The sequence below is a fragment of the Pseudomonas sp. SST3 genome (assembly GCF_003325755.1).
Genome location: NZ_QORI02000009.1, coordinates 1 through 16,251, shown reverse-complemented (window position 1 = coordinate 16,251; position 16,251 = coordinate 1). Strand labels below are relative to the sequence as shown.

The following is a 16,251-nucleotide window of genomic DNA, read 5'->3' as shown; positions in this document are numbered from 1 at the left end:
TGCGACGCCCGATAGCGATGGTTAACCCTCTGGCCTGGAAGATGGGGTGTTTATTCAGCCAAAGCCTGAAAAGACGACGTCTATAGCGCCGCCTTCTGGCGTTTCGGGCTGGCTCCCCGTTTACGCACTGGCTTTTCCTCATTCGCACGGATCGGCCTGGTGGATTGATGGCGCAACGAGCCGAGCGTCATCGCTAAACCAAATGGTTTGAGAATGCCGTTGAGTGTGTTGATCGTTGGGTTGCCTCTGTCGTTCTCAAGCGTGGACAGGGTCTTCGTCGTCAGTTTGCACATCCTGGCGAACGAGTCCTGGTCTAGCTCGGTGATCTCAAGGCGCAGACGGCGAATGGATTCTCCGAGGCTTTCTTCACCCGATGCGCTCTTGAACCGGATGTCTTCGATGAGTTGCTGGCGATCCATGGGCATGAGGTTTTTCATAGCAAGCCCCACTCCTTCAGGCGAGCATCCAGGTTGTTGAGAGGGATCGACTGCGCGAGCCGTATTTCTTCCGGCATGTCTTTCAAAAGCCCGGGAAGGGCTCTGAATTCCTCGGCTGCCGCCCGTAGCCGGGTGAGCAGGTGGGCGGGGTCGACGTGCTCCCGAAACAGTCCGCACACCGCGGCCCAGTGCGGCGCGCCAAGTCGCTCGTTCTCCCATTTTGTGACGCGCGTGACGCCCTTGGGGTCGAGGACCATAGGGGCAAGGTCATAGATCGGGGCGAGCCGGAAACGTCCTTCATGTCGGAAAATCGAAATGTTGCGGCCATGGTTGTCGGAGTTGCCCACGATGCGGTTGAGCAGGTCGCGACGTATGTATTCGAACACCAGCCCTGCAATCTCGTCGGCCTGGTCGTTGGCAAGCCAAAGCTCGATCAGTCGATGCGCAACCTCCTCGTGGCGCATGCTCGATCCGGGTTGCGTATTGCCGCAGATTGAGTAGATCGACTCCATCGGGATGCGCTCGACGTGTCCGTCCGGCAACATTCGGCGGTCGAAGCGTGGCATCCAGAGGCTTGGCTTTTGCGCTTCCTCAAGCGCCAGCCCCTCTGTTGGAACTGTGTCCAGCCCTAGCGCGGCAATCGCACGGTAGTAGTGATACTCGGCTCGCAGGATGTTCTTGTCTCGCTCGGTTGCCTTGTTTCGAGCGAACTTCACGAGCCAGTGCCGGCGCACCTGGTGGTCGGGCAGGACGGCATCGGCATGGAAACCGCCATGAAGATCTTCAGTCATCAGCAGCTTGGGGGCTTCCCCTTGAGCACCCGTTGCGCCGCCGATGGCTGCGCCGAGTTCATAGGCGTACTCGAGGAAGTCGTTTGTTCGCTCGATGATTTCCCGGCGCGGGAAGGCGATAGTCCGGTTGGTGTCGGTCAGCTCGAAGGACTCTTTAACGCGCATATGGCCAATGGGCGCCGGCGTACAACGCTTCAGCAGAAAGAGATCCAGGTCCATGTCGCTAGGCTTTTCACCTGCAAATCGCTTTTCCAGCGACTTTCGCGCAGCGCCAGCAGAGATGATGTCGTAGATGAATGCGGGAAAGCCCTGAGTGCGGGTTCCCGTCCAATTAATGGGCATATTGGCGCTGACCGCAGGAGCGAGGGGCGAATCGATACAATCCAGGAAATGGATCAGGTAGTTCGTCATATAGGCGGTCGAGCAGATGCCATTCCTGACGTCTACAGGATCATCCACAGTCAGCTGCAAGGCATCGTGCCAGTGGCCGTTAACGAAAGTCTGGATCGTCAGTTGCTCAGGCATTGATGATAACCAGAAACATAATTCCTGAAATGCTAGTCAAGTGACTCGTTTCAAGCAATATATTTCTAATTTCTTTGATTTTTAGCGGTTAACAAGAATTTTAGTTCCGGTTGGTGGCGGGCCGGATGTACTCAATCAAACGGGCGTTCGCGCTTCGTAGCGCTCATGCCCGGCGCTTCTTCAGCAGATCGGAGCCATGCCTCCCTCCAAACCCTGCCCCACCTCCTGATCCACACCTCGGGGTGTGGTCAGGGTAAAAGCCGGCGGAAGGATGTGAATTTCCAGAATAGGCCAGCCCGCATGATGCTGGGCAGTAACATTCGGAGCTTCACGTGGGCATAAAAAAGCCGGCTTGTGGCCGGCATTTAAAGATATTAAGTGATTGATAAGTAAGGGGGTCGTAGCTTAGAAATCGCCTAGTCCCCCACTTGTTCCCCCAGTTTCGCGCTGCGTGTGGTTAACGGGCTCGGTTTGTTGATCGTGCGTCAGGCGATGCAGGGCTCCAAAGCTTTTTAGAAAGCGAAGGCAGGACTAACATGGCTTGTTAAATGGATGCCCGACCCAAAGGCAGCTAGCAAATATGAAAAAGCCCGCACTGGGCGGGCCTTTACTAGCTAGCGAGCTGCTTCAGCGTGATCGCACCGTTTCTAGGACGTCCTGTTGTCGCTTCGTCGCCTGAGCAATCACCGTATTGTAAACACGCTTTTTCTCGTCAGACTTGGCGTTGCGGATGAAGTCTGCAAACGCGCTTTTCGTCTCCTTACGGGACGTCTGTAGAAAACCAATCATGGGAGAGCTCCAGTTGAAAGTCCCAGCGCGGCGGTAAGTGAGGCCTTGGTGTGCCTCTCTGGGATATGGTAGTCGATCTTATCGACACCGGCCTTATAGAGTCGGTTCGAATTGTCGATGTGCTTCAACAATAGATCGATGTGGACGTCTTTTCCGAACTTTAGCTTAAGAGCGTTCACCACGTCACGTGCCGCGAAGTATTGGTCGATGAAATGCTCAGGGAGGATCCGCCGGCCTTCCGCGGCTTCTCTGGCTTCTACGAACTGCCAGGCGAGCATAGGATCTTGATAGACATACAAAATTTGAACGAACCTGCCTCTGCCTAGGGATCTGTCCACATTCGAGATCGCCTTGTCGAGGTTCGACAATGTCCCATCAAGCAAAAACGACTGACGGTTCTCGAGCGCCATGTCGACGATTTTCTCCACTAGGATCGAAGCGGGGTATTGAAAAAGCCATGCGTTGGTTCCGTCGTAACCGTCAAATCGCGCCCGAAGCTCATCCGCGTCGATCCTAAGGATTGGCGTATCGCTAAAAAGGTTTAAAAGCTCAATTGAGGCTTCGGTTTTGCCTGCGCCAGGCGATCCAGCCATGAAAACAGATACTGGCTCCGATTCTGCTGGGTAACGTTTTTTACAGGCAAGCTCGCGGCCGATAGGCTTTTTGTTGGCTTTGGCGAAGCGTAGAGCAGCTTCATAGAGAGAGGTCTCAGCTGGAGTCATACGTCTCAGAAGCTCCATGAGTTGGTTGGTTGAAGGACCGCCGGACTGCGACGTCTATCATGGGCCAATATTCTTCTGTCGGACATCCGTCAACAATACCGCTGCAATCCTCACCGTGCAGCTTAAGACGGGCGTGAGAACAGTGCGACTGTCAGCACCAATTAGCTGGTTTGAGCGGATACCAGCTTGGATACGCCCTTTGGATACACTGGAGTTACTAGCGCGAAGGGTACGGAAAGCTAACCCGCCGCTGGTGCGCAAATGCACGGTACGCAAGCTGGTACGCACGGAAATCGACGTTTATAGTTGCGCACCAACCTGTACTAACCGCTCTTATGCTTGGCCTGCTAGCTGCCTCGCTATTTTGCGGATGTCTTGTTGGCGGTACAGGCTGCCGGTCCAGTCTTCAGGAATTCCGTTAATACCGTAATAGGCGCCCGCCAGTTGTCCACAGATCGCTGCGGTAGTGTCTGCGTCATCGCCTAGGTTGGCTGCGGCCAGGATCGCAGCTTCGAATGAGTCGGTGTGCCAGAAGGACCACAGGGCAGCTTCCAGACTTTCCACCACATAGCCGGATCCAACAATTTCGTCTGCAGTTAGGTTTTTGAATCGCTGGTCTATAATCCGCGTCGTGGAGTCGGGCATCTCGAACTCAACTTCGTCTGGGAATAGGCTTGTCTTGTCCTGCTCACCAGCGAGCGCCCTGAGTAATACTAGGGCGAAGTACCGGCAGCACGCCAAGCACTCTGCGGAGGCATGCGTAGTGCTTGAGCTCAGCGCTGCGAAATCAATAGCGTCATTGGGCCGGCGGGCGAAATACATCGGGATAGGAGCTAGGCGCATTAGGGATCCATTGCCTGAGGACGCCGAGTCGGTCGCGCCGCTGTGGGGTTCGCCTTTTTTTTGAAACCGAACAAGGGCGGCGGCAATTGTCTTGCCGATACCGAAAGCGTGAGAGCGGCACGAGTTGTGGCCTTCATTAGCCCAGCGCCAATAGCGTTGCATTTGGTCAAGCGCATCGAAGCCATCGCATTCGATCAGGCTGTCAGCTAGGCACAGCGCCATAGCCGTGTCGTCTGTCCACTCCCCTTTGTTAAGCCGAAATTTCCCACCCCCGGTCATTCCGGTGACAGGTTCAAATCTTCCCCGTGGCATGAATTCCACTGTGGCGCCCACCGCGTCACCGCAGGCGAGTCCTAGCAGGCAACCCTCAAAACGGTCGATGTGTAGATCCATATGCAGCGTTCTCCTAGGGTTGTGCTTCTGCCGCCACTTGCATTGTTTGCCAAAGCGCTCGGGAGCCTCTGACATGCTGGCTCAATGAGGCCGAAGTGGATAATGTTCGCGGGTTAAGCGGCAGGTGAAGCAAGCTGATGTTTGCGAGATGCTGCAATCACTCATCCATGCAGGCGCTCGGGCACTCTCCATAATGGCAGAGCGAAAGGCAGCGCCTGCGTACTCACTTCTTCGCGTTATGTATGGGGTTGTTCGTGGCTATCAAGAAATCCGACCTATATTCCTCCCTCTGGGCCTCGTGTGACGAGCTGCGCGGGGGGATGGATGCCAGCCAGTACAAGGACTACGTCCTGTTCATGCTGTTCATCAAGTACATTTCCGACAAGTACGGCAACTCGAATGACTTCGCTCCGCCTGTGACCATTCCTTTTGGTGCCAGCTTCAAGGATATGGTCGTCCTCAAAGGTAAGCCCAACATTGGCGAGAAGATCAATACACAGATCATCCAGCCTTTGATCGACGCTAACGCTCGGCTTGCTCGCAGCGACTTTCCTGACTTCAACGACCCCAACAAGTTGGGTGAGGGGAAGGATATGGTGGAAAGGCTGACCAACCTTGTGGCGATCTTTGAGAAGCCAGAACTGGATTTCTCAAAGAACCGCGCTGACAACGACGACATACTCGGTGACGCCTACGAATACCTCATGCGCCACTTCGCTACGCAGAGTGGTAAGAGTAAGGGTCAGTTCTACACGCCATCCGAGGTCAGCCGGATCATCGCGCAGGTCATAGGCATCAGCCCGGCCAATGCCTTAGCGTCCACCACGGTTTATGACCCTACCTGCGGCTCGGGATCGCTTTTGCTGAAAGTGGCCGACCAGGCCGGTAAGCACATCACTCTTGAAGGGCAGGAGATGGACGTGACTACAGCCGGTCTCGCCCGCATGAACATGATCCTGCACGACTTTCCGACCGCCAACATTCTGCAGGGCAACACGTTGTCCAATCCCAAGTTCAAGGATGACGAGCAGCTGCGTACATACGACTACGTGGTGGCGAATCCGCCATTCTCGGTTAAAACCTGGAGCGTCGGCCTATCGCCAGCTAATGATCCCTATCAGCGCTTTGCCTGGGGCGCCCCACCAGCCAAACAAGGTGATTACGCGTTTTTGCTGCATATCATCCGTTCGCTTAAAAGCACAGGCAAAGGGGCCTGCATCCTGCCTCACGGCGTATTGTTTCGCGGCAATGCTGAGGCGGCTATACGTGAAAAGCTGGTGCGCTCGGGCTACCTCAAAGCGATCATCGGACTGCCGGCTAACCTGTTTTTCGGGACAGGAATTCCCGCCTGCATTCTCGTGCTCGATAAGGAAAATGCCAGCGCTCGCAAAGGCATATTCATGATCGATGCATCCAAAGGATTCTTGAAGGACGGCCCGAAGAATCGCCTGCGTGACCAAGACGTACACAGGATCGTTGATACCTTCAAGCGAATGGTCGAAGTTCCACGCTACGCTCGTATGGTCTCTTTTGACGAGATCAGCGATCCGAAGAACGACTTCAACCTAAACCTGCCGCGCTATATCGATAGCGCCGAGCCGGAGGATATTCAGGATATCGACGGCCACATGCGCGGCGGCATCCCAGAGCGGGATATCGACGCCTTTGATAGCTACTGGAAGGTGATACCTGACCTGCGTGCGGCCCTGTTCAAACCGGCGAGCCACTCCGGCTACTTTGAACTGGTCAGCCGCGAGGTGAAGCCAGCAATCTTCGGCCACCCGCAGTTCACAGCCTTTAAGGCGGGTGTGGATACGCTGTTCAACCAGTGGTTGGCCAGCAGCACGCCGCAGCTAAAAGGTTTTGCTGCGGATGCTGCGAGCAGCCATCCCAAGGAGTTGATCTTCAAACTCTCCGAGGAACTGCTCAGCGCCTTTGCCAAAGCCCCCTTGCTTGATCATTACGACATCTACCAGCACCTGATGGACTACTGGGCCGAGACCATGCAGGACGACTGCTACCTGATCAGCGCCGACGGCTGGAAGGCTGGCGCGACGGTGCGTGAGATTCAAAAGGTGAAGGATAAGAACAACAAGCTAGTCTGGGCGGAAAAGCACGACTACAGCCAGGGCAAGCGCCGCTTTAAGTCTGACCTGATTCCGGTCGAGCTACTGGTTGCCCGCTATTTCAGCACTGAGCGCAGCGCCATTGACGGGCTGGAAACTGAGCTGGCCAGCATCGAGCAAAGCCTGAGCGAACTGCTCGAAGAGCATAGCGGTGAGGATGGCTCGCTGAGCGAAGTGATCGAAGGCGAGGGCGATAAGCAGAAGGTTACCGCCAAAGCCATCAAGGCCCGCCAGCGTGAGATTGGCAGAGACCCGGACTATGAGGATGAACTCAAAGTGCTGGCCGAATATGCCAGCCTGCTCGATCAGCAAAGCACCCTCAAAGCCAAACTGAAAAAGGCCGAGGAAGAGCTCGACAACCAGATCCACGGCAAATACCCGCAGCTCAGCGAGGCCGAGATCAAAACCCTGGTGGTGGACGATAAGTGGTTGGCTACTCTGGCCGTCGCCGTACAAGGTGAGCTGGATCGTGTGTCGCAAACCCTGACCGGGCGTATTCGTCAACTGAGTGAGCGCTACGCCACCCCGTTGCCGCAGCTCGCTGATGAAGTTGCCACTCTTGCTAGTCGCGTAGACGAACATCTGAAAAAGATGGGGGCGTTATGGCAGTGAAACCGGGCTACAAGCAGACGGAGGTCGGGGTTATTCCGGAGGATTGGGAGGTGAAGTGCCTCGGAAAGTTCGCCACGATAGCGACGGGCAACACACCTCCTACAGCGGATTCAGCGAACTATGGAGACGAGTTTCTGTTCGTGAGTCCCGCAGATTTGGGTGAAACGAAATACGTCACCAAAACAGAAAAGCGGCTCTCTCAGAAGGGCTTCGCTATTTCACGACGATTTCCAAAGGACTCCATTCTGTTTGTCTGTATTGGCTCGACGATCGGAAAATGTGGCATTGCTTCGGTCGAGATGTCTTCGAATCAACAAATCAACGCAATTTTCCCATCGCCTGAGTTTTCAGCTGATTTTCTTTACTACGCCGTGAGCGCTGCTGCCCCTAAGATCAGATCTCTGGCAGGCGAGCAGGCTGTTCCACTCGTCAACAAAACACAGTTTTCTGAGACGGAAGTCGTCCTTCCACCGCTTCCCGAGCAACGCGTCATTGCAACGGCATTGGGGGATGTGGATGCGCTGCTGGGTGCGTTGGAGCGGCTTATTGTCAAGAAGCGCGATCTCAAAAAGGCCGCCATGCAACAACTACTCACTGGCCAAATCCGTCTCACTGGTTTTGAAGGTGAGTGGAACTTGAGGCGGCTTGGTGACATCGCGCGAGTTCAGCGCGGAGCGTCTCCTCGCCCAATCGATAACCCTGTGTGGTTCGATGAAAACTCGGATATTGGGTGGGTACGTATTTCAGATGTGACGAAGTCGGGCATGTACCTTCGCGAAACCACGCAACGGCTCTCGCAACTCGGTGTTAAACACAGCCGGCCAGTTGCCCGTGGGAGTCTGATCATGAGCATCTGCGCTACCGTTGGTAGGCCTATTGTTACGGAGATCGACGTGTGTATTCACGACGGTTTCGTCGTATTTGACGACCTTCAAGCTGACAAACTGTTCATTTACTACATGCTCAAGTGGATTGAGCCTGACTGGTCTAAACATGGTCAAACCGGTTCACAGATGAACCTCAATACCGGTCTGATTACCGGCACAGAAATTTCGCTTCCACCTCTCCCCGAACAAGCCGCCATCGCCGCCGTGCTGCGCGATATGGACGCAGAGTTGGCCGCAATGGAGCAGCGACTGGCCAAAACCCGCGCCCTTAAGCAAGGCATGATGCAAGAACTGCTCACCGGAAGGACGCGCTTGGTATGACCGACTTGGGCATGGATGCAAAACAAGCGCAGCAGGCCAGCGAACTCTCCAGCAGGATCATCAGCGTGTATGACTTGCTCATGGACACGACGCTGGAAATTCCCCAGTACCAGCGCCCGTACAAGTGGGCCGGTAAGAACATCAACCAGCTGTTCTCCGATATCGCCATCCACAAGGACAAGTCGGCTTACCGCCTGGGCACCATCGTGTTTCACCGGGAGGGCGAGAAAAACAACATCGTCGATGGTCAGCAGCGCACCATCAGCCTTTTACTGGCGGCCCGTGCATTGATTCAGCGGTGCAAGGAAAAGAAGCTCGAACGCAAAGACCTGCAGGAGCGATTGCTCAAGCTTGAACAGGTAATGGTCAACCCCAGCTTTACCAGCGAAATCTCGCAGAAGAACATCCACAACAATTACCTTGAGGTGGCCCGCATCGTCTCCCGTGCGGACTTTACCGAGGCGCATATCGAATTCTTTCTGAACAAGTGCCAGGTCGTGGCGGTGGGGCTGACGGATGTGTCCGAGGCCTTCCAGTTCTTCGATTCGCAGAATGCGCGGGGCCGCGATCTGGAACCGCATGATCTGCTCAAGGCCTACCACTTGCGTGAGTTCAGCCTGCGTGACGAGCCATTGAAGGTGGCCACGGTGGCCCGCTGGGAAAACAGTGATACCCAGGAGCTGGCCACGCTGTTTTCGCAGTACCTGTACCGCATCCGCAATTGGTCGAAAGGCGTATCGGCTCGTTACTTCAGCAAGGACGACAGTGACTTATTCAAGGGTGTGAATATCGATACGGTGGCCAGCTACCCCTATGTGGAGCAGCTGCGCGTTGCCCATCATTTTGTCGATCACTACAACGGGCAATACGAACGCCTGATCGACTCGCGGGAGATGGGTTTTCCCTTCCACCTGGACCAGATCATCATTAATGGTCGGCGCTTCTTCGAGCTGATCAGTCATTACCAGAGCAAGGTGGCGCGGATCAGCGCTGAGTCCTGGAACGGTCACGAGCTGGTCGGTGCTGAAGGGCTGGATGGCTTTGCACAAGACATCATGGAAACCATTAACAGCTACCCAGCGAGAACCCGCACGGGAGATTGCTATGTACGTGCGATGTTCGATTGCCTGTTGATCTACTACCTCGACAAGTTCGGCCACGCGGAGCTGTCGCGGGCCATCGAGAAGATTTTTATCTGGGCCTACAGCCTGCGCCTGCAGATGCAGGTGGTGCAGCTGGCCAGCATGGACAACTACGTGCTGGCGAACAATCTGTTCAGGCTGATCAAGGATGCCACCCGCCCGGCTGATTTTATCAATCATCCGCTTAGATCACTCACCGGCAGCAGTTCGACCAAGACTGGGGCAATCGAGGCGCTATTTAAGGCGATGAAATACTATGAGTGAGGCCATTACCCAGCTGTCCATCGAACGACTGCTCAGTAGTAATGCCGAGTACGTGATCCCGATGTATCAGCGCAATTACGCCTGGGAAGAGGGTGAGATTACCCAGCTGATTCAGGACGTGATCGACTACCTGCCGAAGCAAGACAAGCCCGCACGTAATTACTACATTGGCAGCCTGGTGGTGTACGAGCGACCGGACGGCAAAACACCGGTATTCGAGACCATCGATGGTCAGCAGCGGCTGACAACGCTGTCTTTGCTGACGTCCTATCTGAAGAACACCAAGGTCGTTGATCTCGACTGGTATGCAAACCTGAGTATCCACTTCGATAGCCGCGAGCATTCGCGGGCGACCTTTGCGGCCATCTTCGAGGGGCGTTTCAAGGATGACCCGGCCGAGGTGCTGGCTGAAAAGCAGATCAATACCGGCATCCTCAATGGCTATCGGCTGATCCAGAAGGTCTTGCCGCAGAAGCTCAAAGAGAATGGGGTTTCAGCGCAGCAGTTTGCGGATTTCCTGTTTCGCTATGTGCAGATCATGCGGGTGAAGGTGCCGGCGGATACGGACCTGAACCATTACTTTGAAATCATGAACAACCGTGGTGAGCAGCTGGAAAAGCACGAGGTGCTCAAGGCGCGGATGATGGAGAAGTTGCAGGGCTGCCAGCAAAGTCAGAACTGCCTGCACACCGTATGGGAGGCCTGCGCGAATATGGAGCGCTACGTGCAGATGGGCTTCACGCCCGGCCAGCGTAGCAGCATTTTTGGTGAGCATACCTGGGGCCGTTTGGAACCGGCGAATTTTGATGAGCTGACTGTTGCGCTGCATCGTTCGCAAGAGGTGGCCTACAAAGAGGGGGCTAAGTTGTCCCTCATGGACATCGTGGCCAGGCCGCCGATTAGTGCGGAAAAAACCGACAACGGTGAAGAAGCGCCTGAGCGCTTTAATACGGTGATTAACTTCCCCAACTTTTTGCTGCATGTGCTCAGGGCTGATACGCAAGCGGACATCCCTCTGGATGACAAGCGACTGCTGGATACCTTTGAAGAACATGTGTTGAGAAAAACAGACCCGGCTGCGGCGGTGAAGCGTTTTACCTTCAGCCTGCTGCGCTGCAAGTACCTGTTTGACCAGTATGTGATCAAGCGTGAGTTCATCAAGGGCGCGGATGGTTGGAGCCTTAAACGCTTTAAGTGGAACGACGGCGGCAAGGCTGGTGGCGCGGGGCGCGGCAGCTATGTAAATACCTTCGGTGAGGAGGACGGCAGCGAAGGCATTAACCGTCGCATCTTGATGCTGCTGTCGGCGTTTCATGTGTCTACGCCAACGCTGGTTTACAAGCACTGGCTGAATGCGGCGCTGCATTACCTGTTTCATGCTGAGCAGGTCGAGGCGCAGGCCTACTTGCAGCAGATGGAGTCAGTCGCCAAGGCCTTTGTTTTTGACCGCTTTCTTGTTCCCGTGGCGGGCTTGGAATACTTCGCGATGATCTACGGGAATAAGGGCGTCTGTCAGACCCGTCGCGAAGACGTAATGGCCGAGACGCTGAAGCCGCGCTTGAGCTTCGGCAATATCGAAAACAACCTGGTGTTCAACTTTCTGGATTACCTGTTGTGGCTTGAGCACGGTGCGAGCGAGCCGGTTAAATCCTACGAGTTCACCTTCCGCAGCTCGGTGGAGCATTACTACCCACAGCACCCATTACCCGGCCATGCGCCGCTCGATGCTGAGCCCCTGAACTCGTTTGGGAATCTGTGCCTGATCAGCCATGACAAGAACTCTCGCCTCAGCAACTTCATGCCCTCGGCGAAGAAAGAGTTTTATCAGAACAACAGTATCGACAGCGTTAAGCAGCACCTGATGATGAAAACTGAGCCTTGGGATGCCCATGCTATAAGCGAGCATTACCAGCAAATGATGGACGTGCTGCTGAAGAGCCTCGCCAGCAAACACGAGACCGAGTAAACCCTGCAGGATGCACCTGATGACTCAACAACCTCGCTCCGAACGCCGCACCCAGAATCGTGTTGTGGCCCTGTTTACGGACAAAACACGGCCTGATTGCCTCGGCTACGACTACCTGGGCGAGTGGAGCAAGCGCGGGCAAAACCGCAACATTGAAACTGAGCTGCTGCAGGCCAACCTGAAACAACGCGGTTACTCAGATGCGCAAATATCGGCTGCGCTGCAAAAGATTATGGCCGCAGCGGATGCCACCGGCATTTCGCTTTATCATGCCAACCTGCGTACCTATCAGTTGCTGCGTTACGGCGTGCCGGTGCAGGTAGCCGTTGGCCAGGCCCACGAGACAGTGCATCTGGTTGATTGGGAAAACCCTGACGCCAATGATTTCGCCATCGCCGAGGAAGTGACCTTGCGCGGCGGCCATGAGCGCCGACCTGACTTGGTGATATACCTGAACGGTATCGCTATCGGCGTGATTGAGCTGAAGCGCAGCTCGGTTGACGTCGTCGACGGCATCAACCAACTGATCACCAACCAGGAGGAGATCTTCAACCTGGGCTTCTTTAGTACGGTGCAGATGGTTTTTGCTGGTAGCGACTCACAGGGCCTGCGCTATGGAACCGCCACCACTCGAGCCGAGTTTTTTGTCGAGTGGAAAACCGCGGTAAGCGCTGAGCCAAGTGAAGCGAATACTCAGCGTGAGATGCCCGCGCACTATCACTTGTTGCCTGGGGCTGATGTTTGGCAATCGGGTTATTTGCTGGATGGCCCGCTGGCGCAGATGTGCGAGAAGTCGCGCCTGCTCGATCTGATTCGGAATTTCATCATTTTTGACGCTGGTATCAAAAAGGTGCCGCGCCCTCATCAGTACGCGGCAGTGAAGGCCGCGCAGGGGCGGGTACGGCGTAAAGAGGGCGGGGTGATTTGGCACACCCAGGGCAGCGGCAAGAGCATCCTGATGGTGTTGATCGCCAAATGGCTGCTGGAGCATGACCCGGATGCGCGCATCCTCGTGATCACAGATCGTGACGAGCTGGACAAGCAAATCTCCGGAGTGATGCGCAATGCCGGTGTCATCGGCAATGACTCACCTTCGCCACGTGTCACTTCTCGTGCTGATCTCGTGCAGAAGTTGTCTGCCACCACTCCACGTCTGCTGTGCGCGTTGCTGCACAAGTTCGACCCGGATCTGAACGTGCCGCCTCCACCTATGCGCGGGAGCTTTTACGTGTTCGTGGATGAGTGCCACCGTACCCAGGGTGGTGACATGAACCGGCAAATGAAGCAGTGGTTGGCTAATGCCCTGTTCATAGGCTTTACCGGCACACCCTTGCTGCGCAAAGACAAACAGACCACACGCGATGTATTCGGCACATACATCCACACCTACAAATTCCATGAGGCTGTGGCGGACAAGGTGGTGCTGGACCTGAAGTATGAGGCGCGTGATGTGCCGCAGCGTTTGACGTCGCAAAAGGCTATCGATGCCTGGTTCGAGCAGAAAACCAAGGGGTTGAACAACTACCAGAAGTCGATCCTGCGTAAGCGCTGGGCCACGATGGAAGCATTGATGAGTGCCGGCGAGCGCAAGCAGCGCATCATCGCCAGTATCATCGAGGACTTCAGCCTTAAGCCCCGGCTAAACAACGACCGGGGTACGGCCATTCTGGTGGCGGCGAGCATCTACGATGCCTGCCATTACTTCCGCTTGTTTCAAACCACCTCGTTCGGCCCTTACTGCGGCATTGTGACTTCGTATGAGCCAAACCATAACGCCATCTCCCGTGAGCCGGCGCAGAGTGATGAGCGTTACAAGTTCGATACCTACACGCAGTACGTGCTGAAGCAAGGCCAGACCACTACGGCTTACGAAGAAGAGACCAAGCGGCGCTTTATCGAGGAACCGGCCAACCTGAAGCTGCTCATTGTGGTGAGCAAGCTGCTAACGGGTTTCGACGCGCCCAGTTGCTCGTACATCTACCTGGATAACGAGCTGCGTGACCACAACCTGTTCCAGGCCATTTGTCGCACCAACCGACTCGATGGTGATGACAAGGACTTTGGCTATATCGTCGACTTCAAAGAGCTGTTCGGCGATGTGCAGGATGCCATTTCGGTCTACACCTCCGATGAGCTAGACATCGACACCGGCGGCGGTGACAGCAATAACGTCGAGTTAAAGAACTGGCTGGTTGAGGGCAAGAAGCAACTGGATGCAGCCCGCGAGGCATTAAGTTATCTGTGTGCTCCAGTAGTACCGCCGCGCGAGGTTGAGCAGTTTATCCAGTACTTCTGTGGCATGGCTGCTGATGCCAATGGCCTGGACGAGACTGAAGCGCTGCGGATCTCCTTCTACAAAGCAGTGGCTTCATTCGTGCGAGCGTTTGCCGAGTTGGCGCAGAACCTGGCTGAGGCGGGTTACTCTGCGGCAGAAGCAGAACGGTTGCAGGCAGAAGTGCAGTTTTATGCGGACCTACGTGAGGCTATCAAAAAGCACTCTGGCGAAGAGCTTGATATCAAGCCATTCGAAGCGGATATGCGGCATCTGCTCAACACGTACATCCAGGCCGATCACGCTGACTCGATGAGTACGGTCGATAATTTCTCGTTGGTTGAACTGATCATTCAAACCGGCGTTCATGATGCGATTGCCAAGAAGCTGAACTCCAAAGGCAAGCTCTCCAAGGATGCAATCGCCGAAGGCATTATCAACAACGTTCGGAAGACTATCATTCGCGACCAGCTTACGGATCCACGGTTCTACGAAGGAATGTCGAAGCTGCTGGAGGATCTGATCAGGCAGAGCCGTGATGATGCGGCGGCCTATGAGGAGTTCCTGCGCAAAGCTGAGGCGCTTGTTAAGCAACTTGCGCAGGGCGGATCGAAAAGCTCGCCCGAGGCGCTCGTCGGCCACCCAGAAGCTATAGTCCTGTTCAACAACCTCGACAGCATTGCTTCCACTAGCTTCGAGTGTCCGCAGGACGAAGATGAGAAAGTACGGCTAGCGTTAGAGATTGATGAGGCCATACGACATAACGCACCTGCATCTTGGAGGGGCGACGATGCTCGCGAAAAGCAAGTGTTGAACGCGTTGTTCCCTCTCCTCAGTCGTGATCGGGATGCGACTGTCGCAATCTTCGAAATTATCAAGAATCAGCCGGGTTACTGATGATCGAGATCATCGAGTTAGGTGACATCTCAATATCGGTGTCGCGTAAGAACATCAAGAACGTTCATCTAAGCGTTCACCCACCGGAGGGGCGGGTGACGTTAGCAGCACCTACCAGTACGCGGCTGGAGGTCGCTCGTGCCTACGCTATTTCTAAGCTCGGTTGGATTCGCGACCAGCAGCGAAAGCTAGAGGACCAAGCCCGTGAGACGCCGCGCCAGTTCGTGGGCCGAGAAAGCCATTATGTGTGGGGGCGGCGCTATTTGTTGGAAGTTTCTTATCATGATGCCAAGCCCTCAGTAGTCCAGGACCACAAGCGCATCAAGCTGATAGTACGCCCTGGCAGCGATGCACAAACGCGTGCGGAGGTTATGCACGAATGGCAGAAGCGCCAAATGCGTCAGGTGGTTCCGGCCCTAATTGAGAAATGGGAACGCAAGCTAGGAGTAACAGTTGCCCGATACTTCCTCCAGCGGATGAAAACCAAATGGGGAAGTTGTAATCACCAGGCGGGCAACATTCGACTGAATACTGAATTGGTGAAGAAGCCAAAAGACCTAGTTGAGTACGTTATCGCCCACGAGATGGTGCACTTGATCGAGCCAAACCACGGGGAGCGCTTCGTCTCCATTCTTAGCCATCATTACCCCACCTGGCGGGAGGCTCGCGCAGAGTTGAATGACTTGCCTCTGTCGGCGGAGGTTTGGAGAGAGTGAGCGTTTATCCTTGCATCAACAGCCGTTACCAAAAAAGCAGATTAAGGGTGCAGCTGACTAACTAGCGCTATTCAAGGCTGCGTCGTATTTGCTCCTGTTTATGCAGTATCTGCCGCAGCTCTCGTAGCTGCGCTCGGATTCCACCCTTCCAGCCATTGCGTGACGAGCGGGTCTTGCCCTCAACGCTTGCGGGGCCGGTGCTTTGCTCCCACGGGCGCCATTGCTGAATCAGTGCCGCCTGTCGTGCTCGCCGTTCGGGTGTCCAGCCGTTCGCCATGAGTTACCTCCAATAGTTCGGTTGGCGCGTTTTGGGATTTTTGCGGGCGCGTGGGTACGCTTCCGTTGTTCACCTGTACTTGATTACCGATGTTCGCCTGTCTAACAAACGCGATCTGTTTCGGCGTCTTGAGTTCGCCTAGCGTTTGAAGGGTAGCGCGGGCCTGATTCTGCGTAAGCGTACGCCGAACTCACCTTGCGCGACTCAGGCCGGCGCCCACTGATGCGGCAGCAGTTGGCCGATCTCACTCGCCCGCTGCGTCGGCAGCCGT

The 16,251-nt window shown here is 55.3% G+C and carries 11 protein-coding genes; 6 read left to right on the top strand and 5 right to left on the bottom strand.

Annotated features, from left to right (window positions below):
- Window positions 1-80: 80 nt before the first annotated feature.
- The 5 genes from DQ405_RS10885 to DQ405_RS10865 all read right to left on the bottom strand — a co-directional run bounded on the left by DQ405_RS10885 (window position 81) and on the right by DQ405_RS10865 (window position 4,500).
- Window positions 81-437 carry an XRE family transcriptional regulator gene (locus tag DQ405_RS10885; RefSeq protein ID WP_168424245.1) on the bottom strand — a complete coding sequence of 119 codons (357 nt, stop codon included), beginning with the start codon at window positions 435-437 and terminating at the stop codon, window positions 81-83.
- Window positions 434-1,753, bottom strand: coding sequence for a type II toxin-antitoxin system HipA family toxin (locus DQ405_RS10880; protein ID WP_168424244.1), 1,320 nt, complete (start codon window positions 1,751-1,753; stop codon window positions 434-436). Before DQ405_RS10880 ends, DQ405_RS10885 begins: the two co-directional genes overlap by 4 nt.
- Window positions 1,754-2,380: 627 nt before the next feature.
- Window positions 2,381-2,542 (bottom strand): hypothetical protein, encoded by a 162-nt coding sequence (locus DQ405_RS10875; RefSeq protein ID WP_168424243.1) that lies wholly within the window; start codon window positions 2,540-2,542, stop codon window positions 2,381-2,383.
- Window positions 2,539-3,264 carry a zeta toxin family protein gene (locus tag DQ405_RS10870; RefSeq protein ID WP_168424242.1) on the bottom strand — a complete coding sequence of 242 codons (726 nt, stop codon included), beginning with the start codon at window positions 3,262-3,264 and terminating at the stop codon, window positions 2,539-2,541. The genes DQ405_RS10875 and DQ405_RS10870 overlap by 4 nt, the downstream gene beginning before the upstream one ends.
- Window positions 3,265-3,597: 333 nt before the next feature.
- Window positions 3,598-4,500, bottom strand: a complete 903-nt coding sequence (locus DQ405_RS10865; RefSeq protein ID WP_168424241.1) for an ADP-ribosylglycohydrolase family protein — start codon at window positions 4,498-4,500, stop codon at window positions 3,598-3,600.
- 254 nt (window positions 4,501-4,754) lie between these two features.
- On the opposite strand from DQ405_RS10865, the gene DQ405_RS10860 reads away from it, so the two are divergent.
- From DQ405_RS10860 to DQ405_RS10835, 6 genes are read left to right on the top strand one after another with little or no spacing between them, the layout of a single operon-like run.
- A complete protein-coding gene (locus DQ405_RS10860) occupies window positions 4,755-7,238 on the top strand; it encodes a type I restriction-modification system subunit M (protein WP_168424240.1) in 2,484 nt (827 codons plus the stop codon).
- Window positions 7,229-8,446: a restriction endonuclease subunit S gene (locus DQ405_RS10855; RefSeq protein WP_168424239.1), complete on the top strand. Its 1,218-nt coding sequence runs from the start codon at window positions 7,229-7,231 to the stop codon at window positions 8,444-8,446. The genes DQ405_RS10860 and DQ405_RS10855 overlap by 10 nt, the downstream gene beginning before the upstream one ends.
- Complete coding sequence (locus DQ405_RS10850; RefSeq protein WP_168424238.1) at window positions 8,443-9,852, top strand: DUF262 domain-containing protein; 1,410 nt, start codon at window positions 8,443-8,445, stop codon at window positions 9,850-9,852. The genes DQ405_RS10855 and DQ405_RS10850 overlap by 4 nt, the downstream gene beginning before the upstream one ends.
- The gene (locus DQ405_RS10845) at window positions 9,845-11,818 is read left to right on the top strand and encodes a GmrSD restriction endonuclease domain-containing protein (protein ID WP_168424237.1); all 1,974 of its coding nucleotides are present in this window, start codon (window positions 9,845-9,847) and stop codon (window positions 11,816-11,818) included. Before DQ405_RS10850 ends, DQ405_RS10845 begins: the two co-directional genes overlap by 8 nt.
- Before the next feature lie 19 nt (window positions 11,819-11,837).
- A complete protein-coding gene (locus DQ405_RS10840) occupies window positions 11,838-14,987 on the top strand; it encodes a type I restriction endonuclease subunit R (RefSeq protein WP_168424236.1) in 3,150 nt (1,049 codons plus the stop codon).
- Window positions 14,987-15,703: a M48 family metallopeptidase gene (locus DQ405_RS10835; protein ID WP_168424235.1), complete on the top strand. Its 717-nt coding sequence runs from the start codon at window positions 14,987-14,989 to the stop codon at window positions 15,701-15,703. The genes DQ405_RS10840 and DQ405_RS10835 overlap by 1 nt, the downstream gene beginning before the upstream one ends.
- Window positions 15,704-16,251 lie beyond the last annotated feature (548 nt).

Coding starts and splice junctions, on each gene's coding strand:
- DQ405_RS10885 (WP_168424245.1), bottom strand. CDS start 437: ATGAAAAACCTCATGCCCATGGATCGCCAGCAACTCATCGAAGACATC.
- DQ405_RS10865 (WP_168424241.1), bottom strand. CDS start 4,500: ATGGATCTACACATCGACCGTTTTGAGGGTTGCCTGCTAGGACTCGCC.
- DQ405_RS10855 (WP_168424239.1), top strand. CDS start 7,229: ATGGCAGTGAAACCGGGCTACAAGCAGACGGAGGTCGGGGTTATTCCG.
- DQ405_RS10880 (WP_168424244.1), bottom strand. CDS start 1,753: ATGCCTGAGCAACTGACGATCCAGACTTTCGTTAACGGCCACTGGCAC.
- DQ405_RS10870 (WP_168424242.1), bottom strand. CDS start 3,264: ATGACTCCAGCTGAGACCTCTCTCTATGAAGCTGCTCTACGCTTCGCC.
- DQ405_RS10835 (WP_168424235.1), top strand. CDS start 14,987: ATGATCGAGATCATCGAGTTAGGTGACATCTCAATATCGGTGTCGCGT.
- DQ405_RS10840 (WP_168424236.1), top strand. CDS start 11,838: ATGACTCAACAACCTCGCTCCGAACGCCGCACCCAGAATCGTGTTGTG.
- DQ405_RS10875 (WP_168424243.1), bottom strand. CDS start 2,542: ATGATTGGTTTTCTACAGACGTCCCGTAAGGAGACGAAAAGCGCGTTT.
- DQ405_RS10845 (WP_168424237.1), top strand. CDS start 9,845: ATGAGTGAGGCCATTACCCAGCTGTCCATCGAACGACTGCTCAGTAGT.
- DQ405_RS10850 (WP_168424238.1), top strand. CDS start 8,443: ATGACCGACTTGGGCATGGATGCAAAACAAGCGCAGCAGGCCAGCGAA.